The following is a 23,676-nucleotide window of genomic DNA, read 5'->3' on the forward strand; positions in this document are numbered from 1 at the left end:
GGCGACCGAGGCGGCGGTGGTCTATGACGCAGAGACCACCCATGGCGGCAGCGGCGGGCCGGTTCTGACGCTGGAGGGGGCGGTGATCGCGTTCAACACCGCGATCATGCCCGAGTTCGGCGGCTCCAACCTGGGGGTGCCGGCGCGCCACATCCGGGCGCTGATCGGCGCGCAGGACGGGGGGTAGGGCGGGCGGCGGGGCCTCAGCCCCGGCGGCGCCTGCGCCGTGTGCGGGCCTCGCCGCCATCATCGTCGCCGGTGCCGTCAGAGGCCGAGGTGAAGGCGCCAAGAGCCGCGGTGATCTGCTCCAGCGTCGGCCGCTCTCCGCGCGGACGGGTGTCCAGCGCCTCGCGCATATGCGCCAGGTGCTCGGGCGTGGTGCCGCAGCAGCCGCCGATGATCCGCGCGCCCGAATCGCGGGCCATCACCGCGTAATCGGCCATCAGTTCGGGCGTGCCGTCATAATGGATATGGCCGTGCACGTATTTCGGAATGCCGGCATTGCCCTTGGAGACGATCGGGCGTTCGGTTCCCTGGGCGACGAATCCCAGAACCGTGCGCAGGATGTCCGAGGCGCCGGTGCCGCAATTGGCGCCGAAGGCGATCGGCGGGTTGGGCAGGCTTTCGACCAGTTGCACGAGATCGGCGGAAGTGATGCCCATCATGGTCCGCCCGGCGGTGTCAAAGCTCATCGTGCCGCACCAGGGCATGCCGGCCAGGTCGAACCCCTCGGCGGCGGCCCGGAATTCCTCGGCCGCGGAGATGGTTTCGACCCAGAGCACGTCGACGCCACCCTCTTTCAGCCCCTCGGCCTGCTCGTGGAACATCTCGACCGCCAGCGCATGGCTGAGGCTGCCGACCGGTTCCATGATTTCCCCGGTGGGTCCGACCGAGCCGGCGACGATGACCTTGCGCTCGGTCCTGTCGGCCAGCTCGCGGCCCAGTTCTGCGCCGACGCGGTTGAGTTCACGCACACGCTTTTCGGCGCTGTGCAGCTTGAGCCGCGAGGCATTGCCGCCGAAGGTGTTGGTCAGGAACAGATCGCTGCCGGCATCGACCGCACCCTTGTAAAGCGCGGTGATCTTGGCGGGCTCGTCGATGTTCCAGAACTCGGGCGCGTCGCCCGACTGCAAACCCATGTTGAACAGGTTGGTGCCGGTGGCGCCATCGGCCAGGAGATAATCCTTTTCGGCCAGCATCTTGGAAAGGGCGTTGGTCATGTCCGTCGCTCCGTAAAAGTCTTGGGGCATGTGATCGCGCGTGCCCATGCAGGAGCGCCCCGTCTGTCACGGACGGGGCGGCTTGGCAAATCACAATAGCTCAACATCATCATGAGGCCCATTCCCGGCCGCGCTGCGCGGCCCGCTCAGCGCAAGGGCGCGACGGCGGCGGGAGACAAGCGCCGGGCGCGGCTTACGCGCCGGTCTCTTTCATGACCTGGGCCTTGGCCTGGGGCAGCAGCTCGGCCATCTTGGCGCGGACCACCTCGGGGCTCGACTTGTCGCCCAGGTCGCCGGCGACCTTGCGCACCACGTCCTCGTGCCCGGCCTCTTCGAAATCGGCGATCACCACCGACTTGGCATAAACCTCGGCCTCGTCGCCGGTCTTGCCCATCAGCGCGGCGGCCCAGAGACCCAGCAGCTTGTTGCAGCGCGCCTGCGCCTTGAACTGCATTTCCTCGTCATGGGCATACTTGCTCTCGAAGGCGTTCTCGCGGTCATCGAATGTGGTCATGGGTGCGGTCCCCTGGAAAATGGCTCTTTGGTCCGGTATGCCGTCGCATCGGCCCGACCGCAAGAGGGTCCGTTCGCTTGCGACACTGCGGCCCTTGCACTATGAGAGCTTCACGCGCGGGGACTCATCCCCGACGGTCAGCCGAAAGGTCTCGCATGGCGCGCCGCAAGAAGATTTATGAAGGTAAGGCGAAAATCCTCTACGAAGGCCCCGAACCGGGCACCATCGTACAGTATTTCAAGGATGACGCCACCGCCTTCAACGCCGAGAAGAAGGACGTGATCGAAGGCAAGGGGGTTCTGAACAACCGCCTGAGCGAATTCTTCATGACCGGTCTGAACCAGGTCGGTGTGCCGACCCACTTCATCCGGCGGCTGAACATGCGCGAACAACTGGTGCGGTCCTGCGAGATCATCCCGCTGGAGGTGATCGTGCGCAACTACGCCGCCGGGTCGCTGTCCAAGCGGCTGGGCGTCGAAGAGGGCACGCAGCTGCCGCGCCCGATCGTGGAATACTGTTACAAGGACGATGCGCTTGGCGATCCGCTGGTCACCGAAGAGCATATCGCCGCCTTTGGCTGGGCCAGCCAGCAGGACATGGACGATGTTCTCAGCCTGGCGCTCAGGGTCAACGATTTCCTTTCCGGCGTGATGTACGGGGTCGGCATCCGGGTGGCGGATTTCAAGATCGAGATCGGCCGCGTCTATGACGGCGATTTCCAGCGCCTGATCGTGGCCGACGAGATCAGTCCGGACAGTTGCCGTCTGTGGGATATCGAGACCGGCCGCAAGCTGGACAAGGACGTGTTCCGCCGCGATCTGGGCAGCCTGACCGATGCCTATTCCGAGGTGGCGCGCCGTCTGGGCGTGATGCCGAAGAACACGCAGGTGACCAAGCCGACGCTGATCAACTGAGGCCTGCGCCCGGGGGCGGGCGGGGATTGAGTATTTGGAAAGAGAAGAAGCCGGCAGGCTTCGGCGCAAGGATCGGGATGCAGGACAGATGAAGGCACGGGTGCATGTGATGCTGAAGAACGGGGTTCTCGATCCGCAGGGCGAGGCGGTGCGCCACGCGCTGGGGGCGATGGGCTTTGACGGTGTCGAGGGCGTTCGCCAGGGCAAGGTGATCGACCTGGACCTGGCCGAGGGCACCACCGAGGCGCAGGTCGCCGAGATGTGCGAGAAGCTCCTGGCCAACACCGTGATCGAACGCTACGAGATCGAGCTGGGCTGAGATGGCGTTCGCTGCCATCAGCGCCGGGATCGGGGGCCGGGCCGGATGAGGGCGGCGCAGCTGACCGCCTGGCGCGCGCCGCTGGAGATCGGCACACTGCCCGATCCCGATCCCGCGCCCGACGGCGTGGTGCTGCGGGTGCTGGCCTGCGGCGTCTGTCGGTCCGACTGGCACGCCTGGACCGGGGCCGACCCGGACGTGGCGCTGCCACATGTGCCCGGCCATGAATACTGCGGCGAGGTGGTGGCCACGGGCCCCCAGGTACGCCGCTGGCGGGTCGGCGACCGGGTGATCGCGCCCTTCATCCTGGCCTGCGGGCAATGTCCCGACTGCGCCGCCGGCAACCAGACCATCTGCGCGACCCAGGTGATCCCGGGCTTTACCGGCCCCGGCGCCTTTGCCGAATACGTTCAGGTCGATCATGCCGACGCCAACCTGACTGCCCTGCCCGAACGGATGCCGCCCGAGATCGCCGCGGCGCTGGGTTGCCGGGTGACCACCGCCTGGCATGCGCTGACCGGCCGGGCGCAGCTGAAAGGCGGCGAGTGGCTGGCGGTGATCGGGGGCGGCGGCATCGGGCTGTCGGCACTGATCCTGGGCCGGGCCCTCGGGGCGCGCGTGGTCGTGGTCGACGTGGTGCCGGAGAAACTGGACTATGCCCGCAAGCTGGGTGCGCAGGCTGTCGTTGACGCGACCGGGGGGAACGCCGCCGAGGCGGTGCGCGAGATCACCGGCGGCGGCGCCGATGTCGCGGTCGAGGCGTTGGGGATCGAGGCCACCACCGTCACCGCGCTGAGCTGCCTGCGCAAGCTGGGCCGCATGGTGCAGGTGGGAATGCCGGCAGGCGCGCACAGCACCATGGCGCTGCCGATGGACCGGATCTATTCGGGGCAACTGGCGGTCTTCGGCACCCGTGGCATGCCGGCGTGGCGCTATCCGGCGCTGCTCGATCTGCTCACGGCGCAGAATGTCGACTTGCGCCCGCTCGTCACCCGCTCCATCGCCTTGTCAGCGGCCAGCGCCGAGCTGGCGGCCTTTGACCGACCGGCGCCGCCGGGGGTGGCCGTGATCACCGATTTCAGCGGCTGAGGAAAACGCGCCGCTGGCCTGTTCGATGCCGCGCGGGCGGGGAGATCTCTGCCGACAGCGATCATTCCGCCCCCGCACGCGGTTCTCGGGCCTCTGAGAATGCCTTGCGTCCCGGGTTTTCCGAAACCGCGCAAGCCGCCGGATACCATTCGGCAAACCGGCACCGTCGGGTCACTTGCGAAGCACGTCATCCAAAGCGGTTGCGACATCGCGAATTCTGACCGTGCCCGAATTCGACTGGTTCTGAAGCGATTTCAGGATGCTCACCTTCAGTTCCTTCGCGCTTTTGCCCGACATGCCGGAGGGGACCGAGATCTTCATCGGTTGCAGCGCCGGGGAACCGGGGGAACGCCGCGACCTCGGTCGAATCCGGTTCCCCTTTGCCGCTTCATAGGCGCTCAATCCCAGCTGAATCGAGGCAATCGTAGGCCCGTCCATCCTTCGTCTCCCCATCCAGTGACCAACATCAGAAAGCAAGGATCGGCGCCAGCGGGACGGGCATCAACCGATGTCCTTAATTTGGCCTCATTTCGGCCATAATTGAACCGACCCCCGCACCAATGGCCCCCGGGAGAGGTCATCTTGGGGACTTCGGAAACGACCCCATGGGATGAACGACCTTCCCGCAAAGACCGCGATTCTTGTTGTGGAATCAGCGAAAGGGGAGACAGGCGGTGCACATATAGACCACGGAAGCGACGCGATAGCCCTGCGGCGCGCGGCGTTTTCCCGGTCTCGCGTACGATGTCTACAAGGGCGCTACGTTCCATCAAGAAAACACTGTTTTGCTGCGTCCGGCCGAAGGCAGTCATTCGAAACGGCCGCAGCGAGTGGCGGCTCTCCGCCCATCTCGCCCCAGACCAGAGGGACGCCGGGGCAGGAGGGCGCCCCGGAGGCGGGGGGCTCCGGGCGTGCGGGGAACAATCCTTGTAGTTCGGATGGGTCACGAGGCGGATGACGCCGGATGACCTTGCCAGTGGGGGGATGCGCGCCTATCAAGGCGGCAAAGATCAGCCGGTGCAGAAGGAGTCCTGACCATGCGCGCAGCCGTCGTCGTTTTCCCCGGGTCGAACTGCGACCGCGATCTTGCCGTCGCCTTCGAACGCGAGGGGTTCGCGGTGGACATGGTCTGGCACAAGGAAACCGCGTTGCCCGAGGGGGTCGATATCGTCGGCGTGCCGGGCGGGTTCTCCTACGGCGATTACCTGCGCTGCGGCGCCATTGCCGCACAGTCGCCGATCTGCAAGGCGGTTACCGCCCATGCCGGCCGCGGCGGCTATGTGATGGGGATCTGCAACGGGTTCCAGGTGCTCGCCGAAACCGGCATCCTGCCGGGGGCGTTGCTGCGCAACGCCGGTCTGAAGTACATCTGCAAGACCGTGGGCCTGCGGGTCGAGACCGCCGACAGCGCCTTTACCGGCGGGTATGACAAGGGGCAGGAGATCGCCATTCCGATCGCCCACCACGACGGCAATTACTTTGCCGACGACCAGACGCTGGCGGCGCTGCGGGGCGAGGACCGGATCGCCTTTACCTATACCGACAACCCCAACGGATCGGTCGGGGACATCGCCGGCATCCTGTCGCAGAACCGCCGGGTGCTGGGCATGATGCCACATCCCGAACGCGCCGCCGATCCCGGCCATGGCGGCACCGACGGGGCGGCGTTCTTCCGCGCATTGGCGGGGGTGCTGACCCCGGCGTGACTTGAGCCTGCGCGGGCGGCGGCGTAGCCTTGCCCGCATGAGCAAACGCCCGACCCCGCGCAGCCTGTGGTCCCGTTCCTCTGCCATCAGCTGGCGGGTCCGGGTGGCGCTGCTGCTATTGCTGACCGCGGCGGTGGCGACGGTCTGGGTCACCAACCGGCTGCTGAGCGACCGGTTCACCGCGAGCACCCGCTACCGTGCCGATCTGCGCCTTGCGCTTTACAGTGGCAACCTGCTGAGCGAGCTGCGCCGCAATGCCATCGTGCCCCAGCTTCTGGCCCGCGATCCGGCGCTGATCGCCGCGTTGCGGTCGAAGGACTTCAGCCTGTCGACCCAACGCCTGATTTCCTTCGTCGAAGAGATCGGCGCCGCCTCGCTGATCCTGCTGGACGGCGACGGACGCACGGTGGCCGCCACCGACCGCAACCGGCTGGGCCAGCAGCGCCGGGCCGAGGCCTATTTCGTCGAGGCGATTCGCGCCAACTCCACCGTCTTTTCGGTGATCCCGCGCGAGGCCGGTGGCTATAGCTTCGTCTATTCCCGCCGGGTGATCGACTCGTCCAACTTGCTGGGCGTGATCGTGGTCGAGGTCGATCTGCAGAAGTTCGAACGGGCCTGGGCCGGGATTTCCGACGCGGTCTTCGTCACCGACAGCACCGGCACCATCATCCTGTCCTCGGAACCGCGCTGGCGCGGTGTGAGTGAGAAGGAGGCGTTGGAAAAACAGGATCCGCAGGGCGCGATCCAACGGGCGATCCGGCTGACCGCCGACTGGACGGCGCTGCCGGCCGACGCCTATCTGCGCGGCGAGGCGGTGATGCGGCTGGAGACCCGGATTCCGTTCCGGGGCTGGCGCATGACCTCGTTCACCACCTATGCCTCGATCCGTGAGAAGGTGAACACGGTGCTGGCGCTGGAGATCATGGGCTTCGCCATCCTGCTGGCGCTGGCGTTCTACTTTCTCAGCCGCAAGACGGCGTTGCGCATGGCCCTGTTCCAGCGCGAATCGGCCGAGTTGCGGGCGCTGAACGCGCGGTTGCAACGCGAGATCGCCGAGCGCGAGCGGGTGCAGGAAAACCTTGCCGTCGCCGAGCAGACCCTGGCGCAAAGCTCCAAGCTGGCCGCCCTGGGCGAGATGTCGGCCGCGGTCAGCCATGAATTGAACCAGCCGCTGGCAGCGATGAAGACTTACCTCGCCGGCGCGCGGTTGCTGCTCCGGCGCAACCGCCCGGAAGAGGCGCTGGCCAGCTTCGGGCGCATCGACGACCTGCTGGAGCGCATGGGCGCGATCACCCGGCAGCTCAAATCCTATGCCCGCAAGGGCAGCGATACGTTTTCGCCTGTGGTGCTGGGCGATGCACTGACCTCGTCGCTGGCGATGATGGAGCCGCAGCTGCGCCAGCGGCATGTGAAGATCACCAAGATCCTGCCCGAGGCGCCGGTACGGGTCATGGGCGACCGGATGCGGATCGAGCAGGTGATGATCAACCTCTTGCGCAACGCGCTGGACGCCACCAAATCGGTTGATGAACCCGAGATCGAGATTCTCCTTGCCGCGGGCGAGACCGCGACGCTTGCAGTGCGCGACAACGGGGCGGGGATCGAGGATTTCGATGCGCTGTTCGAGCCGTTCTACACCACCAAACAGCCGGGCGACGGGGTCGGGCTGGGGCTGGCGATCTCCTCGGGGATCGTGAGCGACCTGGGCGGGCGGCTGACCGCGCGCAACGGGCAGCGGGGCGGCGCCGTTTTCGAGATGCAACTGCCGATCCTGGACGAAGGCATCGAGGCGGCGGAATAAGAAGAACGAAAGGAACAGGCAATGGCACAGGCCATGAAAATCGCCATCGTCGATGACGAACAGGATATGCGCCAGTCGATCAGCCAGTGGCTGGCGCTGTCGGGCTATGACACCGAAACCTTCGCGCGCGCCGAGGATGCGCTCAAGGTGCTGGGGCCGGAGTATCCCGGCATCGTGATTTCCGACATCAAGATGCCGGGCATGGACGGGATGCAGTTCCTGAAAAAGCTGATGGGGACCGACAGCGCGCTGCCGGTGATCATGATCACCGGGCATGGCGACGTGCCGATGGCGGTCGAGGCGATGCGGCTGGGGGCCTTTGATTTTCTCGAGAAACCGTTCAACCCCGACCGGATGTCGGAACTGGCCAAGCGCGCGGCCAACGCAAGGCGTCTGACGCTGGACAACCGGGCGCTGCGCAAGGAACTCAGCGACGGCACCCAGATCATGAACAAGCTGATCGGATCGTCGCCGGTGATGGAGCGCCTGAAGGAGGATATTCTCGATCTGGGCCAGGCCGACGGCCATGTGCTGATCGAGGGGGAGACCGGCACCGGCAAGACGCTGGTGGCCCATGCGCTGCACGCCGCGGGCGGCAGAGCGGGCAAGAAATTCGTCCTGGTCAGCTGTGCCGCGCTGGAGGAAGAGGCGCTGTCGAAACGCCTGTTCGGCCCGATGATGCCGGAGGATTCGCAGATCCCCGCGATGGAAGAGGCCCGCGGCGGTACGCTGGTGCTGGAGGACATCGAAACCCTGAGCGAGGCGCTGCAGGCCAAGCTACAGAACGCGATGAACGAACAGGGCACCCCGGCCGAGACCCGGATCATCGCGATCTCCAACATCCAGGAGGCCGGCAAGACCTGCGAGGACGTGCTGCGGTCTGACCTGTTCTATCGGCTGGCGGCATTGCGCATCACGGTGCCGCCGCTGCGCCAGCGCGGCGAGGATATCCTGACGCTGTTCACCCGGCTGACCGAGCAGTTCTCGGAGGAATACGGCTGCGACGCCCCCAAGGTCAGCGCGCAGGAGGCGGCGCAACTGCTGCAGGCGCCCTGGCCGGGCAATGTGCGTCAGTTGATCAACATCGCGGAGCGCGCGGTGCTGCAGGCGCGGCGCGGGTCGGGCACCATCGCCTCGCTGCTGATGTCGGACCATGAGGAAATGCAGCCGGTGATGACCACCGAAGGCAAGCCGCTGAAGGAATACGTCGAGGCGTTCGAGCGGATGCTGATCGATAACACCATGCGCCGGCACAAGGGCTCGATCGCCGCCGTGATGGAGGAGCTTTGCCTGCCGCGCCGGACCCTGAACGAGAAGATGGCGAAATACGGGTTGCAGCGGTCGGAGTATCTCTAGCCCGAAACGTAGAGAATCCGGGCCGTTTCGTACAGTTTCCGCAGCGGGGCCGAAAGCGGCTTCAGAAAATGAAGGCGTCGAAGTTGATCTCGGCGGCGGTGTATCCATCGAGGAAAACGCCCAATCTGGCGTCGGAGGGATCGAACCCTGTCTTGGGCAGGATCCATACCCCGGGGTAAAAGCTCTTTGTTCCGAGGACCGGGTCGATCTCGCCTACCGTGACATCGATGGTCTCAAGCGCTGTCGGCCCGGCCAGTTTCCAACGGCTGAGGTCGAGCCGGTCGCTGTTTGGTCCGGTCATTCTGAAATCCCCGATCGTGTCCAGCCCGCCGCCGCGCTCCATCACAAAGGTGTCGGTGGCAGAGCGGTCCGGGTCGGACGGGACGCCGCCGATCAGGTCATCGTTACCGGCCCCTCCCCTCAGGGTGTCCTTTCCTTCATTGCCGATGAGGATGTCATTGCCATTGCCGCCGAACAGGCGGTCGTTGCCCCATCCACCGACAATCCCGTCTCTCCCTCCCAGGCCCTTGAGGACATCCGGGCCGTCCCTCCCGTTGAGAAAGTTCCTTCCGTTCGTTCCGGTCAGGTGATCGCCCAGAAACGATCCGCGCGCGTTCTCGAATTTGGTCGCCGTAAAGGACAGGTCGGCCCAGCTTGCGCCGCGCACCTCGCCCATGCCGGTCGCCAGATCGAGCACGATGCCCTGGGTTTTCGGGTCGGCGATCCAACCGTTGACGAGGATATCGTTGAAATCGATGGTGTCATCGCCTGCGCCGCCGTCGGCCTTGACACCGTTCATCCGCTCGATTGACCGGCCCACCAGAAACTCATCGTCGGAGAACCGGTCCGGCGATCCTTTCTTGTATCTCAACGGATTGGTGTCGAAGACGCCGCCAAACTTGATGGTGTCGTCGCCTCTGTTCCCAAACAGGGTGTCGTTGATTCCGCTGCCGATGAGGACGTCGTCTCCATCGCCCCCCAGCAGCTTGTTGGTACCGTTAAGGGCGACCAGCACGTCCTTGCCGCCGCCGCCGCGCAGCACTTCTTTAATTGAATCCGGTTCGAAGGATGAGGAGGTCGGCAGGCCCGGCACGTTGCTGTCGAAGATCAGGTCGTCGCCCGGCCCGCCCGACAGCTTGTCGATCCCGCCGCCGCCGATCAGGATGTCGTCGCCGCCCTTGCCCTGGATGACATCGTTTCCCTCTCGTCCGTCCAGCCACTCGTTCCCGTCCGAGCCCAGCAGACGATCGCCGGCGGTGTAGGAACTGGTTCCGGTCACCTTCTCGATGTCGCTGATCCTGGCGACGGTCACGAAACTTCCGTCGTAGGTGCGCTTGACCGTTCCGGCACCGAGGTCGACCCGCGCTCCGGATGAGCCGTCGTCCAAGAGAAACAGATCGTCAAAGCCCTTGTTGCCGACCATGGTCACCTTGCCCTCGGGTTCTCCGACCCTCAGGTACAGGTTCAGGGTATCGTCGCCGGAACCGCCGAACAGCCGACTGCCGCCGGAGGTGTCGGAGATGCTGAGGGTGTCGTCGCCGCGGCCGCCGTTGAGCACGCTGCCCTTCCAGCCGCCGCTCAGGGTGTCGTCGCCGCCCTTGCCGAGGATTGTCTGCTTGTAGTCGACACCGACCCCGAAAAGGAAGACGTCGTCCCCGCCGCCGGTGATGATCAGGCCGTAGGCGTTGTATGGTGCGGAATTGATCCAGTCGTCCGCATCGTCGTAGACCAGTTTTTCGTTGGCTAAGTCGTCGCCCGGCTCGTAGGTGTCCTTGATGATCGCCATATCGCGTTTTCCCGCAGGCAGGTTCCCGAGACGGGGTGGGTCAGCACAGTTTAGCCGAAAACGGGCGGTGCGACAAATTCGGGATGTGGCGCGGGGCGGTCCGCGCCCGGGGAACTTGCAGTCGCAAGTATCGTCGCGCCAAATTCGTGGCGGGGGTGCAACAAGCCCATTGTATTTTACCACCCCCCTCCCTTATGTTGAGGGGACGGGCGCGATGCGCTTTGGCGTCAGCCGCCCCGAGAGAGATTCGCTGTTTCAGCCTTGACCGGCATCGTTCCGAAAGTCTGGACAGACCGATAGTGCCCACACCGGGCAATGAGCTGACCCTGTCTGGAACAGGCGGGGTAATAAAACGGGCAGGCTTTGGGACCGTCCCAACCTGTCGGAGAAGAACCGCGATGACGCGCGCGCGAGCATTGAACACTCAGGTTTCCGGTCCGTCCGTCGGACCATGCCGCGCGACGTCACCAATCGCCCTGACAAGACATTACCCCAAACGCGCGCGTCCGCCTGGGCGGGCGCGTTTCCGGTTGTGCAATAAGGACTTATGGCAAAGAAGATGCTCATCGATGCCACCCACGCGGAGGAAACCCGCGTCGTGGTGGTGGACGGAAACAAGGTTGAGGAATTCGATTTTGAATCCGAGAACAAGCGCCAGCTCGCTGGCAACATTTATCTCGCAAAGGTAACGCGGGTCGAACCCTCGCTGCAGGCGGCATTCGTCGATTACGGTGGCAACCGCCACGGCTTTCTGGCGTTTTCCGAGATTCACCCGGATTATTACCAGATTCCGGTCGCCGATCGCGAAGCCCTGATGGCCGAGGAACAGGCCTATGCCGACGAATTGAGCGCGCGGGACGAGGAAGAGGAAAAGAAACCCTCCTCGCGGCGCTCGTCGTCGCGGTCGCGGTCCAAATCCAAGGTCAAGGCAGAAGACCTGAAATCAAGCGATGCGGTCGAGACCAAGGAGGTCGAGACCGAAATCAGCGGTATGGAAACCATCGATCTCTCCGAACCGGAGGAGACTGGGGCGGAGCCTGGCGAGGTGCCCGAGGGCAGCTCTCCGATGGAGCGGGTTGCCGAGACGCCGGTCGAGGAACCCGCGGAAGCGGACCCTCAGGCGCAGACCGACGGTGAGACTGCCGGGGATGCAACCGAAGACGATTCGGAGGCCGAGGGCGGGGATTCCGACGCCGAGGACGATGCGCGCAGCGATGCGTCGGCCAAGGATTCGACCATCGAATCCGTCGCTGACGACGACGACCACGAGGATATCCGCCCGCCGCGCAAACCGCGCCCGCGCCGCTACAAGATCCAGGAAGTGGTGAAGGTGCGCCAGATCATGCTGGTGCAGGTGGTCAAGGAGGAACGCGGCAACAAGGGCGCCGCGCTGACCACCTATCTGTCGCTGGCCGGCCGCTATTGCGTGCTGATGCCCAATACCGCCCGTGGCGGCGGTATTTCGCGCAAGATCACCAATGCCACCGACCGCAAGAAACTCAAGGAAATCGCGGCCGAGATCGACGTGCCCAAGGGCGCGGGGCTGATCATCCGCACCGCTGGCGCCAAACGCACCAAGGCGGAAATCAAGCGCGACTATGAATACCTGCAGCGGCTGTGGGAGCAGATCCGCGAACTGACGCTGAAATCCATCGCGCCGGTCAAGATCTATGAAGAGGGCGACCTGATCAAACGCTCGATCCGCGACCTTTACAACCGCGAGATCGACGAGGTTCTGGTCGAGGGCGAGGGCGGCTATCGCATCGCCAAGGACTTCATGAAAATGATCATGCCGTCCCACTCCAAGAACGTGCGGCACTATGTCGACCAGATGCCGCTGTTTGCGCGGTTCCAGGTTGAAAGCTATCTGGGCGCGATGTTCAACCCGGTGGTGCAGCTGAAATCCGGCGGTTACATCGTGATCGGCGTGACCGAGGCGCTGGTGGCGATCGACGTGAACTCCGGCCGGGCCACCAAGGAGGGCTCGATCGAGGAGACCGCGCTCAAGACCAACCTTGAGGCTGCCGACGAGGTGGCGCGCCAGTTGCGCCTGCGCGACCTGGCCGGGCTGATCGTCATCGACTTCATCGACATGGACGAGCGCAGGAACAACGCCTCTGTCGAAAAGCGGATGAAGGACCGGCTCAAGACCGATCGCGCCCGCATCCAGGTCGGGCGCATCTCGGGCTTTGGCCTGATGGAGATGAGCCGCCAGCGGCTGCGCCCCGGCATGATCGAGGCGACGACGCAGCCGTGCCCGGCCTGTCACGGCACCGGGCTGATCCGGTCGGATGACAACATGGCGCTGAACATCCTGCGCCAGATCGAGGAAGAGGGTGTGCGGCGCCGCTCGCGCGAGGTTCTGGTGAAATGTCCGGTCGGCATCGCCAACTACCTGATGAACCAGAAGCGCGAACATATCGCCCAGATCGAGACCCGTTATGGGCTTTCGGTCAGGATCGAGGGTGACGTGCATCTGATCAGCCCCGATTTCACCCTGGAGAAGTTCAAGACCGCGACCCGGGCGGTGCCCGAGGCGATAGCGCCGGTGGTGTCGGTCGATGCCACGCTGATGGAGCCGGTCGAGGCCGAGGAAGAGGACGTCGTCGAGGAGGAGGTCGAGGCAGAACCCGAGACGACCGACGAGGAGGCCCCCAAGCCCAAGCGCAAGCGGCGGCGGCGGCGGCGCAAGCCCAAGTCCGGTTCCAACGGCAATGGCGAGAACGGCGACGAGGAGACCGGCGAGGACGCATCCGACACCGAGGACGTCACGCCGCCTGCAGAGGCCGAGACCGACGCCGGCTCCGATGCGGAGGAGCCGCAATCGCAGGACGCGGACGCCGAAGAACCGGCCACCAAGCCGAAATCCTCGCGCAGCCGCTCGCGGTCGCGCTCGCGGTCGCGCAAGACCGAGGTCGTTGCGACCGAGGCGGCAGAGGCGAAGCCCGAGGTGACGGCATCCGCCGAGGCGCAGGCCGAAGCGGCCGAGGCCGAACCCGTTGCCGAGGCAGCACCGGTTGAAGAGCCGGAAGTCGTGCCGGTGGCAGCCGAGGCGCCTGACGTGGAGGCCCCCGCAGTTGAGGCGCCAGTGCCGGAGACCGTCGCGGAAGCCGAACCCGAAATCGCTGTGGAAGAGCCGGAACCCGCACCGGAGCCGGAACCCGAACCGGTGGCAGCCGCAGAGCCGGAACCCGAACCAGAGCCGGCACCTGAACCGGTGGCAGCCGCAGAACCGGAACCCGTACCGGAGCCCGCAGCCGAACCGATCCCGGAGCCGGCTGTCGCGGCGGCCGAGCCGGCAGCGGTCGAGGAAAAACCCAAGCCCAAGCGGCGCGGCTGGTGGTCGGTGGGCGGAAGCTGATCTGTCCCGGTATCGCAAAAAAGAAAGGCCCCGGTTTCAGATCCGGGGCCTTTTTCTGTGGGGCTCAGCCGCGCTTGCGGATGAGGTAGGCGCGATGGCCGCCCTCGTCGCTGTCGCCGAGATAGGAATGCCCGGCCTCGGCACAGAAATGCGGCACGTCCACCACCGCCGCCGGGTCATCGGCCAGCAGGCAGAGCACCGCGCCGTCGGGCAGGGCGCTGAGGCGTTTGCGCGCCTTGAGAACGGGCAGCGGGCAGAGCAGCCCTATGGCGTCAAGCGTTTCGGTAATATCGGTCATGACGGCCAATTAGGCGCAACCGATCCGGTCTGTCCACAAAGATGTGACCGCATCGCACAGTGACCTTGGCTGGGCGATGGACTATGTCGCTCGCATGTTGGGAATCGATATCATCGACGCGGGCCTGCTGCCCGCCATGGCCGTGGCCCTAATGGCCGGGATCGTCAGCTTTCTGTCGCCCTGCGTTCTGCCCATCGTGCCGCCCTATCTGGCCTATATGAGCGGCGTCTCGGTGACCGATCTGAGCACCGGGCGCGCGGCGCGCAACAAGGCCCTGCTGCCGGCGTTGTTCTTTGTTCTGGGTCTCTCGACGGTGTTTCTGTTCCTCGGCTTCACCGCATCGGCCATCGGGGCGGTCTTCCTGCAGTACCAATCGGTGTTCAACACCGTGGCCGGGATCCTCGTGATGGTGTTCGGGGCGCATTTCGTCGGCGTCTATCGCATCGGGTTTCTCGACCGCGAGGCGCGGATCGATGTCGGCGATCGCGGCGGCAGCGCGCTGGGGGCCTATGTGCTTGGCCTCGCCTTTGCCTTCGGATGGACCCCCTGCATCGGCCCGCAGCTGGGCGCGATCCTGTCTCTGGCGGCCTCCGAGGGTTCGGTCGCGCGCGGCACGCTGTTGCTGGCGCTCTACGCGATGGGGCTGGGCATTCCATTCCTGCTGGTGGCTGCGTTCCTGCCGCGGCTGGGCGGGCTGATGGGCTGGATGAAGCGGCACATGGAGCGGATCGAGCGGATCATGGGGCTGTTGCTCTGGACCATTGGCCTGCTGATGCTGACGGGCGGCTTCTCGGCGTTTTCCTATTGGCTGCTGGAGAGCTTTCCGGCGCTGGCCACGCTGGGGTGACGCCGCCGCGCAGCCTTACTCTCGCCCGAAAAGCCGGTTAACATCCGCGCAAGAACGAGGGCGGAATGGGTCACGAGCAGGCGGCAGAACCGGAACGGCAGGCGCGACGGGTGCGCCGGCGGCGGGTGTTCTACATCCCCGGCTACGACCCGATCCATCCGCGCCGCTACCGCGAGCTTTACCGCAAGGAGGCGGCGGCACAGGCCGCGATTTCAAGCTATGAGATCGCGCTGCGTCCAAAGCAAACCGGCGGCGGACCCTACGGCTGGCACGTCAATTCCCGGATCGAGGGGGCGGAGATCGAGGCGGATGTGGAGGTTCTGGTCTGGTCCGACATCGTTCGCGACAGCATGTCCAACGGCATCCTCGCCACCTACCTGCAACTGGCGCAAACCGCCTGGGTCTATATCGCCACCGGTACGCTTGGACGGCTGATGCGGTTGCGCAAGGGGCCGGTGATCGCGGCGCTTTACCCCGTGGGGGTCTTGCTTCTGCAACTGGTCCTGGCGGCGCTGCTGATCTGGACGGCCGGCGGGACGGCGGGTCTTGCCGCCGATGCCCTGGGCCTGTCCGGGCGTCCCGGCGTGGCGCTGCGCCTGCTGGGGGCGGGTCTGGGGGCCGGTCTGGCGCTGGTTCTGATGCTCTGGATCAAGGCCCGCGACGGCAAGTTTTTTGTCTATTACCTGATGCACGACTATGCCTATTCCGCGCGCCATCGCGGCGCCAATCCGCCGGAGCTGGAGGCGCGGCTTTCCGAATTCGGGGACCGGGTCGCCGCCGCCCTGTCGGAAGGGATCGACGAGGTTCTCGTCGTCGGCCACTCCTCGGGCGCGCATCTGGGCGTTTCGGTGCTGGCCGATCTGATCCGGGCGGGACGGGTGCCGAAGGGGGGTCCGGCTCTGGGGTTTCTGACGCTGGGGCAGGTGGTGCCGATGGTGTCCTTCCTGCCGCAGGCGCATCGGTTGCGCGCCGATCTGCGGTTCTTGGCGACACGCGACGAGGTGACTTGGGTCGATGTCTCGGCCCCCGGCGACGGCTGCGCCTTTGCGCTTTGCGATCCGGTGGCGGTGAGCGGCGTCGCGACGGAGGGAAAGCGCGGGCCGCTGGTGGTCTCCGCCGCCTTTACCCGGACGCTCAGCCCGGAGCGGTGGGCGGCGCTGCGCTGGCGGTTCTTCCGGCTGCATTTTCAGTATCTCTGCGCCTTCGACCGGCCGGGCGATTATGACTATTTCCGCATCACCGCGGGCCCGGTGACGCTCGCCGAGCGATACCGGGGCAGGGTGGCGTCGAAATCGCGGATCGAGCGGCCGGTGTCGAAATACACCTCGGTGACGCCATGACCGGACCGCTGCCGCCGAAACCGCCCGCACGGCCCGACAAGGTGTCGCTCTGGCGCTACCTGCGGCTGTTTCGGGCCGATATTCTCTCGGCGCAGCCGGCGCGGCTTTACCGCGCCTGGATGGCCGAGTTTCGCACGCCGTTCTTCCGCTCGTTCCTGATGAACCAGCCGGACCTGGTGAAGGCGGTGCTCAAGGACCGGCCCGGCGATTTTCCCAAGTCGGGCCGCATCGGCGAGGGGCTGCGGCCGCTCTTGGGCAATTCGGTGTTCCTGACCAATGGAGAGCTGTGGAAACGCCAGCGCCGGATCATCGACCCGGCCTTCGAGGGCGGGCGACTCAGGGATGTCTTTCCGGCGATGTGGGCGGCGGGCGAGGCCGCCGTTGCGCGGCTGGAGGGGCGCGCGGATGGCACCGCGATCGAGATCGAGGCGGAGGCAAGCCATGCCGCCGCCGACGTGATCTTCCGCACCTTGTTCTCGATCCCGATCGAACATGAGGTGGCGGCGGAGGTGTTCACCCGGTTCCGCGCCTACCAGAGGGCGCAGCCGATCCTGAACCTGGCCGCCTTCCTGCCGCTGCCGCGCTGGATGCCGCGGTTTTACCCCCGGGGAACGCGGGCGAACGCGGCCAAGATCCGTGGGCTGATCCGGCGTCTGACGGCGGATCGCCAGGCGGAGATCGCGACGGGGACGGCGCCGGACGACCTGGCGACCAAGATCATGACCACGCTGGACCCGGAGACCGGCGAAGGCTTTGACACCGGGGAAATGGTGGATCAGGTCGCGATCTTTTTCCTTGCCGGGCATGAGACCAGCGCCTCGGCCCTGGCGTGGACGCTCTATCTGATGGCGCTCTATCCGGAGTGGCAGGAGAAGGTGGCGGCCGAGGCGGCGACGCTGGCGCCGGAGTTTGGCGCGGTGTCCAGACTGCGGATCAGCCGCGATGTGTTTCGAGAGGCGCTGCGCCTTTATCCGCCGGTGCCGATGATGGTGCGCGAGGCCCGCTGCCCGGAGCGGTTTCGCGACCGCGACGTGCCGCAAGGATCGCAACTGGTGCTCAGCCCCTGGCACCTGCACCGGCACGCGCGGCTGTGGGAAGAACCCGACGGGTTCGACCCCGCCCGCTGGCAGACCCAGAACGGAAAGAAATGCCAGCGCGAGGCCTATATCCCGTTTTCCGCCGGACCGCGAGTTTGCCCCGGGGCGGGGTTCGCGATGGTCGAGGGGCCGCTGCTGCTGTCGCTGCTGCTGCGGCGGTTCCGGGTCGCGCGGGTCGAGGGGCGCGATCCGGTGCCGGTGGCGCATCTGACGGTGCGGGCGAAGGACGGGATCTGGTTGCGGCTGGCGCCGCGGTAGAAGGAAACTCTTTTAAAGAGTTTCCCTGCAAGTTTTTTGAAAACTTGCGCGGCTCAGACCAGCAGGCGGATCGGTTCGTTATTGCAGAAGATGACGATCTGCGACCCGTTGCGCACCGCGTGATAGCCGCGCCGGCGGACTTCGGCGCAGAACCGGTCCAGCCCGGCGTTCATCTCGATATCCCGCAGCTTGCGGCGCACGACGCCGCCCTGGCGGGCGGCTTTTGCCTCGAACACCTGCTGCATCCAGATCTCGGGCGGAAGGGTGCGGATCGTCCTGGTCATACCCGCAGCATGACCCCGCGTGCTTAACGCGCCCTTAACCGCCGCAACACGTAAAGCCGGATCGCCGAGGCGAGACCGCAGTCGGTGCCCCGCACTTCATCGATCTCGGCGGCCAACTCGTTGATCGCCCGGCCGTCCCCGGCGGCGATCTCGCGGAAGGCTTGCCAGAATTCATCCTCAAGCGACACGCTGGTGCGATGGCCCCGGAGCGTGAGGGAATGCTTGCGCGGGCGGTTCATTCCTCGCGCCCGTCCTCGTGTTCATGGCCATCCAGATCGCGGCGGGCCTTTTCCGCGCGGGCGCGGTCCAGGTCCTTTTCGGCCTTGCTGCGGCCGAAGGTCACCGCGTTTTCGTCGGCACGGGCCTTATTCCCGGCCCGCGCCTTTTCTTTCCGAAACCGGTTCAGATTGACCGGCTTTCCCATCAGTCCCTGGGGCCGATCATCTGTTCGGGGCGCACCACTTTCTCGAAGGTCTCGGCATCGACGAAGCCCAGCGCGATCGCCTCTTCCTTCAGGGTGGTGCCGTTCTTGTGCGCGGTCTTGGCCACCTTGGTCGCGTTGTCATAGCCGATGGTGGGCGCCAGCGCGGTGACCAGCATCAGGCTTTCGGTCATCAGCTTCTCGATCCGCGCCTCGTTGGCCTCGATGCCGTTGAGCATCCGCTCGGTAAAGCTGTCGGCGGCGTCACCCAGAAGCTGGATCGACTGCAACAGGTTGTAGGCCATCATCGGGTTGTAGACATTCAGCTCGAAATGCCCCTGGGAGCCTGCGAATTTGATCGCCGCGTCATTGCCCATCACGTGGGCTGCGACCTGGGTCAGCGCCTCGGCCTGGGTCGGGTTGACCTTGCCCGGCATGATCGACGATCCCGGCTCGTTCTCGGGCAGGATCAGCTCGCCCAGGCCCGAACGCGGACCGGAGCCGAGGAAGCGGATGTCGTTGGCGATCTTGTAGCAGGAGCCGGCGACAGTGGCCAAAGCCCCCGACAGGAATACCATGGCATCATGGGCGGCCAGCGCCTCGAACTTGTTGGGCGCGGTGACGAAGGGCAGGCCGGTGATCGCCGCCATGTTCGCCGCGACCGTTTCGCCCCAGCCGTGCTTGGTGTTCAGCCCGGTGCCGACGGCTGTGCCGCCCTGGGCCAGTTCATAGATGCCGGGCAATGCCGCCTCGATACGGGCGATCCCCTGGCGGACCTGATGCGCGTAGCCGGAAAATTCCTGGCCCAGCGTCAGCGGCGTGGCGTCCTGGGTATGGGTGCGGCCGATCTTGATGATGTCCTTGAACTCTTCCGCCTTGGCCTCCAGTCCGGACAGCAGTTTCTTCAACCCCGGCAGCAGCACGTCGCGCACGCTCATCGCGGTGGCGATATGCATGGCGGTGGGAAAGGTGTCGTTCGAGGATTGGCCCATGTTGCAATGGTCATTAGGATGCACCGGATCCTTGGACCCGATCACGCCGCCGAGGATCTCGATCGCGCGGTTGGCAATCACCTCGTTGGCGTTCATGTTCGATTGGGTGCCCGAGCCGGTCTGCCAGACCACGAGGGGGAAGTTGTCGTCGAACTTGCCCTCGATCACCTCGCCGGCGGCCTGGATGATGGCACCGGCCAGCGTCGCGTCGAGGGCGCCGCTGTCCTTGTTGGCCATGGCGCAGGCCTGCTTGATGACACCCAGCGCCCGCACGATGGCGACCGGCTGTTTCTCCCATCCGATCGGAAAATTCATCAGCGACCGCTGGGTCTGCGCGCCCCAGTATTTGTCGGCGGGAACCTCAAGCGGGCCAAAGCTGTCGGTCTCGGTGCGGGTTTCGGTCATGGGGCACTCCGTTTCGGATAGGGTGTTGTATGCTTTCGTATGCCGTCTAGCCGCCCCGCGAGGAAGGCGCAATCGGCCAGTTGCGCGCAGCATAATTCCTTCGCACGTCAAGGTATAGCCGGGGCAGGGCGGCAATTATCTGCACGGTATGCATTGGGCGATTGTCTTGCTGACCCTACATTGTACCATGTTGGGAGTGCGACAGGCCGGGCATCGCGCGGCCACCAGACCGAAAGGACCGACGAATGTCTGCTACCGTGGTGTTGCCGTCTTTGCCGATGCGCCTTCTATGGGCCTTCGCAGCGCTTGTCGCGATGCTGGCCGTCTCGCCGGCGCGTGCCAATGATCTGATCGCGCCTTTTGTCGGCGACTACTCCGGGTCTGCGGAGGTGGTCGCGGCCGATGGAGAGCGTACACCGCGCGACATGAGCGTCAGCATAAGCGCCAACAAGCAGGGGTTCACGGTGGAATGGACCTCGACCACGTACAAGCCCGACGGGCGGCTCAAGTCGAAATCCTATTCGATCGATTTCATTCCGACCGACCGCAACGGGCTGTTCAGTGCGGGCATGAAGCGCAATGTCTTTGGTCATGCGGTGCAGCTGGACCCGATGAAGGGGGAACCCTTTGTCTGGGGCCGCATCCGCGGCGACACGATGACGATGTTCTCGCTGTTCGTGGACGAGACCGGCGATTACGAGATCCAGCAATTCGACCGCACGCTGACCGAGGGCGGGCTTGACCTCAGGTTCATCGTGACCCGCAATGGCCTTGAACAACGTTCGGTCGAAACCTTTCTGAAACGGAAGTAAAGGGTCGCGTCTGCCGCCGGACGCCTACTTGCGGAAACTGTCGAGCGAAACGATGTCGGCATCGGGCCGGTGATCGTCTGCGCCGATCTCTTCCTCATCGTCGGGCTGATCCAGATCGTCCTCGTCGTCCTCGTCGTCCTCCTCCTCGGCCGCCTCGAACCGAAGGCCGAACTCCACCGAGGGGTCGACGAAGGTCTTGATCGCATCGTAGGGAATATAGATCGGCTCAGGCGAGTCGCCGAAGTTCAGCGTGACCGAGAATCCCTCGTCCGTGACCTCGAGATTGTCGTACCAGTGCTGCAGCACCACCGTCATCTCATCGGGATAGCGCTGCTGCAGCCAGTCGGCGATCTTCACCTCGGGATGCTGGGTGTCGAAGGTGATGAAAAAATGGTGCGCGCCGGGAAGTCCGTTTTCCTGCACACCCTTCAGGACGGTCTTGATCAGACCGCGCATCGCCTGATGCATCAGGTTGCCGTAATCAATGCCGCGCGACATTTTCCATCTCCAAAAAGCCTTTGGCCAGCATAGGGGATTCGGTGGGAAACGAAAGAGGGGGAACACTGCGGGCGCAATCGCCGGACCCTGTCACAGAAAGTGCAACAGAACGCCCGCGCCGGCCAACAGGACAAGGGTTGGCCCGATGCCGCGCCGCGCCCAGATCATCAGGATCGCGGCCAGGGCGACAAGGCCCAGGGCTGCAAGGTCCAGCGTCGACAGGTCGGGATGCGGCAGGGTGACGGGACCGGCCCGGAAGACGGCGACGCGGTTGAACAGGACATGCAGGGCGAACCACAGCGACAGGTTCAGGATCACGCCGGCGACGGCGGCGGTGACCCCGCTCAAGGCCGCCGATAGCCGGGGGCGCGCCGCCAGTCGCTCCAGGTAAGGGGCGGCAAGGAAGATCCAGAGGAAACAGGGCAGGAAGGTCGCCCAGAGCGCCACCGCACCGGCCGCCAGCGCCAGCGCCGGGCCGCCCTGAAGCTGCCCGGTGAGCATGGCGACGAACTGGGTCACCAGGATCAGCGGCCCGGGCGTGGTTTCGGCCAGGCCGAGCGCATCGATCATCTGCGCGGTGGTGATCCAGCCATGGGTTTCGACCACGGTCTGGGTCATGTAGGCCAGAACGGCATAGGCCCCGCCAAAGGTGATCACGGCCAGCCAGGCAAAGAACCAGCCGATTTGCGCCAGCAGCGCCGGGCCGGCCAGGGAAAGCGCAACCAGGGGGCCGAGCCACAGGGCCAGCCAGGGCAGGGCGGTGCGGAGCGGATGGGCGCCCGGTGCCGGGGGCGCCGCGGAGGTGGCAGCGGGGGCCTTTCCTCCTGCGCCGATCCAGCCCCAGAGCGCGGCCGCCGCGACGATCAGCGGGAAGGGCAGGTTCAGTGCAAAGATCGCGGCAAAGGAAAGCCCCGCGATGATCCTTGCGGTTGGCGTTGTCAACGCCTTGCGCGCCAACCCGCGCAGCGCCTGGACCACGATGACGATCACCGCCGCCTTGATGCCGAGGAATCCCGCCTGCACCGGCGGCAGGGCGCCATAGGCGGCGTAGAGCGCCACCAGCGCCGCGATCAGCAGGGCGCCGGGAAGGACGAACAGCCCCCCCGCGATCAACCCGCCGGGCACCCCGCGCAGCCGCCACCCGGCGTAGGTCGCCAGCTGCATCGCCTCGGGACCCGGAAGCAGCATGCACAGCGACAGCGCGCGCAGGAAATCCGGCTCGTCGAGCCAGTCGCGTTCCTCCACCAGCTCCCGGTGCATCAGGGCGATCTGTGCGGCCGGACCGCCAAAGGACAAAATGCCGATTCGACCGAACACCCGCACCACCTCGGGAAAGGCGGGCGGCGCGGCGGGGCGATCCGGAGCGTCGGGCATGGGGGATGAAACCTTGGCGACGGGCAATGGGCGATACGCTGGTCCGACAGGGCCGCGCCCCGCGGCGATATCCGTCCCGCGCGGACAGGTCAACGTGGGGCGCCAGCACCCTGTCTGCGATGGCGCCTCAGGCCCAGGTCAGGCTCGCCCCGGTCATGCAGACCGGCAGGGTATGCGGCGGCAACTGGTCCATCTGTTCGAACAGGGAAATCACGTCGAACTGGTTATAGGCCTCGACCATCTTGTCGCCGTCGAACCGGGCCATCACCTGGCCCGTCATCTCGACCGGGGCGTGGTTATCGAGGCGTGTCATTTGCGCCCGAACGAGCGCGGCCAGCCAGTCGCCCTGTTCGACGGTCTTGTGCAGGGTCACCCGGATGTCGCCGAGGTGGTCGCGCATCACCTTGACCAACTCGCGGAACTCGTCTGGTCCGAACTCGATCTCGGGCAGGACCCCGTTCGCCTCGGCGTTGGGGACGAACAACTCGCCGATGGCGTCCAGGTTTCCCCGGAACCACACCTCGTCGAACCAACGCTGCAACAGCTCCGTCTTGGTCATCACAACACTCCCTTTCACTGGAAGCTTGGAGCAACAACCTGACCAAATCCTAAACATGTGCGTGGGAAAGTGCAGGCTTCTGTTGCCAGGTGCCTGCGAACCCCGCCTTACGCTGCTAGGCGCAAGGGCTTAGTTTTCGGTCTGGTTACTGCTTACGCAGCAACGGCAACCGGAGCACGATTGTCATTTGCAATTGTACTTTTCGGACCGATAACGGTGGTACCTCACCGGGACAAAGCAAACCCCTTTAGACGTTCGTCGATCCTGTTTCGGCCCCATGATCCCCAAATGAAGGATGTTTGGTGGAGCCGCCGGGTACCGCCCCCGGGTCCGAACCGCTTATTACGAGCGCGTTTATATCCATAGTCCCCGAGGGGACATTGCAAACATAGGCATCCGATCGGGAAATTTGAAGGGGGAATCGT

At 65.4% G+C, this 23,676-nt stretch carries 24 protein-coding genes and 1 other RNA gene; 12 read left to right on the forward strand and 13 right to left on the reverse strand.

Annotated elements, in window-relative coordinates; translation table 11 throughout:
• On the forward strand, positions 1-187 hold a 187-nt coding region (locus tag P1U75_RS16005; protein ID WP_300245089.1), incomplete at its 5' end, for a hypothetical protein.
• A 16-nt stretch (positions 188-203) separates the two neighbouring features.
• Here the strand turns inward: P1U75_RS16005 and bmt are convergent.
• A complete protein-coding gene (bmt, locus tag P1U75_RS16010) occupies positions 204-1,220 on the reverse strand; it encodes a betaine--homocysteine S-methyltransferase (RefSeq protein WP_300245090.1) in 1,017 nt (338 codons plus the stop codon).
• A gap of 193 nt (positions 1,221-1,413) precedes the next feature.
• Positions 1,414-1,734 (reverse strand): DUF1476 domain-containing protein, encoded by a 321-nt coding sequence (locus tag P1U75_RS16015; protein WP_300245092.1) that lies wholly within the window; start codon positions 1,732-1,734, stop codon positions 1,414-1,416.
• Between the two features lie 155 nt (positions 1,735-1,889).
• On the opposite strand from P1U75_RS16015, the gene purC reads away from it, so the two are divergent.
• The 3 genes from purC (at position 1,890) to P1U75_RS16030 (ending at position 4,056) form a co-directional block, all read left to right on the forward strand.
• A complete protein-coding gene (gene purC, locus P1U75_RS16020) occupies positions 1,890-2,648 on the forward strand; it encodes a phosphoribosylaminoimidazolesuccinocarboxamide synthase (protein ID WP_300245093.1) in 759 nt (252 codons plus the stop codon).
• 88 nt (positions 2,649-2,736) lie between these two features.
• Entirely contained in the window at positions 2,737-2,967 is a 231-nt protein-coding gene (purS, locus tag P1U75_RS16025; RefSeq protein ID WP_300245094.1) for a phosphoribosylformylglycinamidine synthase subunit PurS, read from the forward strand.
• Between the two features lie 45 nt (positions 2,968-3,012).
• Positions 3,013-4,056 (forward strand): zinc-dependent alcohol dehydrogenase family protein, encoded by a 1,044-nt coding sequence (locus tag P1U75_RS16030; protein ID WP_300245096.1) that lies wholly within the window; start codon positions 3,013-3,015, stop codon positions 4,054-4,056.
• Positions 4,057-4,227: 171 nt separating this feature from the next.
• Here the strand turns inward: P1U75_RS16030 and P1U75_RS16035 are convergent, their stop codons facing one another.
• A complete protein-coding gene (locus tag P1U75_RS16035; RefSeq protein ID WP_300245097.1) occupies positions 4,228-4,494 on the reverse strand; it encodes a hypothetical protein in 267 nt (88 codons plus the stop codon).
• Between the two features lie 599 nt (positions 4,495-5,093).
• Here P1U75_RS16035 and purQ point away from each other — a divergent pair.
• The 3 genes from purQ to P1U75_RS16050 are packed head-to-tail and all read left to right on the forward strand — an operon-like array spanning position 5,094 to position 8,919.
• Entirely contained in the window at positions 5,094-5,762 is a 669-nt protein-coding gene (gene purQ, locus P1U75_RS16040; protein ID WP_300245098.1) for a phosphoribosylformylglycinamidine synthase subunit PurQ, read from the forward strand.
• Between the two features lie 37 nt (positions 5,763-5,799).
• The gene (locus P1U75_RS16045; RefSeq protein ID WP_300245100.1) at positions 5,800-7,563 is read left to right on the forward strand and encodes an ATP-binding protein; all 1,764 of its coding nucleotides are present in this window, start codon (positions 5,800-5,802) and stop codon (positions 7,561-7,563) included.
• A 21-nt stretch (positions 7,564-7,584) separates the two neighbouring features.
• Positions 7,585-8,919, forward strand: coding sequence for a sigma-54 dependent transcriptional regulator (locus tag P1U75_RS16050; protein ID WP_300245101.1), 1,335 nt, complete (start codon positions 7,585-7,587; stop codon positions 8,917-8,919).
• A gap of 61 nt (positions 8,920-8,980) precedes the next feature.
• Here P1U75_RS16050 and P1U75_RS16055 read toward each other — a convergent pair whose 3' ends face one another.
• On the reverse strand, positions 8,981-10,705 hold the full coding sequence (locus P1U75_RS16055) for a calcium-binding protein (protein WP_300245102.1): 1,725 nt from the start codon (positions 10,703-10,705) through the stop codon (positions 8,981-8,983).
• Between the two features lie 547 nt (positions 10,706-11,252).
• Here P1U75_RS16055 and P1U75_RS16060 point away from each other — a divergent pair.
• Positions 11,253-14,066, forward strand: coding sequence for a ribonuclease E/G (locus tag P1U75_RS16060; RefSeq protein ID WP_300245103.1), 2,814 nt, complete (start codon positions 11,253-11,255; stop codon positions 14,064-14,066).
• Between the two features lie 64 nt (positions 14,067-14,130).
• On the opposite strand, the gene P1U75_RS16065 is transcribed toward P1U75_RS16060, so the two are convergent.
• Positions 14,131-14,364 (reverse strand): sulfurtransferase TusA family protein, encoded by a 234-nt coding sequence (locus tag P1U75_RS16065; protein WP_300245104.1) that lies wholly within the window; start codon positions 14,362-14,364, stop codon positions 14,131-14,133.
• A gap of 94 nt (positions 14,365-14,458) precedes the next feature.
• Here P1U75_RS16065 and P1U75_RS16070 point away from each other — a divergent pair, with 94 nt between their 5' ends.
• The 3 genes from P1U75_RS16070 (at position 14,459) to P1U75_RS16080 (ending at position 17,906) form a co-directional block, all read left to right on the forward strand.
• Positions 14,459-15,211 carry a cytochrome c biogenesis protein CcdA gene (locus P1U75_RS16070; protein WP_300245106.1) on the forward strand — a complete coding sequence of 251 codons (753 nt, stop codon included), beginning with the start codon at positions 14,459-14,461 and terminating at the stop codon, positions 15,209-15,211.
• A gap of 65 nt (positions 15,212-15,276) precedes the next feature.
• Positions 15,277-16,551, forward strand: coding sequence for a hypothetical protein (locus P1U75_RS16075; protein ID WP_300245108.1), 1,275 nt, complete (start codon positions 15,277-15,279; stop codon positions 16,549-16,551).
• A complete protein-coding gene (locus tag P1U75_RS16080) occupies positions 16,548-17,906 on the forward strand; it encodes a cytochrome P450 (RefSeq protein ID WP_300245109.1) in 1,359 nt (452 codons plus the stop codon). The genes P1U75_RS16075 and P1U75_RS16080 overlap by 4 nt, the downstream gene beginning before the upstream one ends.
• 53 nt (positions 17,907-17,959) lie before the next feature.
• On the opposite strand, the gene P1U75_RS16085 is transcribed toward P1U75_RS16080, so the two are convergent.
• Genes P1U75_RS16085 through fumC form a run of 4 tightly spaced genes read right to left on the reverse strand, consistent with a single transcriptional unit; the run spans position 17,960 to position 20,008 of the window.
• The gene (locus tag P1U75_RS16085) at positions 17,960-18,190 is read right to left on the reverse strand and encodes an N-(5'-phosphoribosyl)anthranilate isomerase (RefSeq protein WP_300245110.1); all 231 of its coding nucleotides are present in this window, start codon (positions 18,188-18,190) and stop codon (positions 17,960-17,962) included.
• 23 nt (positions 18,191-18,213) lie between these two features.
• Positions 18,214-18,429 (reverse strand): ribbon-helix-helix domain-containing protein, encoded by a 216-nt coding sequence (locus P1U75_RS16090; protein ID WP_300245111.1) that lies wholly within the window; start codon positions 18,427-18,429, stop codon positions 18,214-18,216.
• Positions 18,426-18,614, reverse strand: coding sequence for a DUF4169 family protein (locus P1U75_RS16095; protein ID WP_300245113.1), 189 nt, complete (start codon positions 18,612-18,614; stop codon positions 18,426-18,428). Before P1U75_RS16095 ends, P1U75_RS16090 begins: the two co-directional genes overlap by 4 nt.
• The gene (gene fumC / locus P1U75_RS16100) at positions 18,614-20,008 is read right to left on the reverse strand and encodes a class II fumarate hydratase (protein ID WP_300245114.1); all 1,395 of its coding nucleotides are present in this window, start codon (positions 20,006-20,008) and stop codon (positions 18,614-18,616) included. Before fumC ends, P1U75_RS16095 begins: the two co-directional genes overlap by 1 nt.
• Positions 20,009-20,253: 245 nt before the next feature.
• Here fumC and P1U75_RS16105 point away from each other — a divergent pair, with 245 nt between their 5' ends.
• The gene (locus tag P1U75_RS16105; protein ID WP_300245115.1) at positions 20,254-20,820 is read left to right on the forward strand and encodes a hypothetical protein; all 567 of its coding nucleotides are present in this window, start codon (positions 20,254-20,256) and stop codon (positions 20,818-20,820) included.
• Positions 20,821-20,844: 24 nt separating this feature from the next.
• Here the strand turns inward: P1U75_RS16105 and P1U75_RS16110 are convergent, their stop codons facing one another.
• The 4 genes from P1U75_RS16110 to ssrA all read right to left on the reverse strand — a co-directional run bounded on the left by P1U75_RS16110 (position 20,845) and on the right by ssrA (position 23,669).
• Positions 20,845-21,318 carry a ClpXP protease specificity-enhancing factor SspB gene (locus P1U75_RS16110; RefSeq protein ID WP_300245116.1) on the reverse strand — a complete coding sequence of 158 codons (474 nt, stop codon included), beginning with the start codon at positions 21,316-21,318 and terminating at the stop codon, positions 20,845-20,847.
• A 90-nt stretch (positions 21,319-21,408) separates the two neighbouring features.
• Positions 21,409-22,692, reverse strand: coding sequence for a chromate efflux transporter (chrA, locus tag P1U75_RS16115; protein ID WP_300245117.1), 1,284 nt, complete (start codon positions 22,690-22,692; stop codon positions 21,409-21,411).
• A 127-nt stretch (positions 22,693-22,819) separates the two neighbouring features.
• Entirely contained in the window at positions 22,820-23,251 is a 432-nt protein-coding gene (locus P1U75_RS16120; protein ID WP_300245118.1) for a nuclear transport factor 2 family protein, read from the reverse strand.
• A gap of 68 nt (positions 23,252-23,319) precedes the next feature.
• Positions 23,320-23,669, reverse strand: a transfer-messenger RNA (tmRNA) gene (gene ssrA, locus P1U75_RS16125).
• Between the last annotated feature and the right edge of the window lie 7 nt (positions 23,670-23,676).

The sequence above is a fragment of the Antarcticimicrobium sp. genome (genome assembly GCF_029212575.1).
Taxonomy (GTDB): Bacteria; Pseudomonadota; Alphaproteobacteria; order Rhodobacterales; family Rhodobacteraceae; genus Antarcticimicrobium.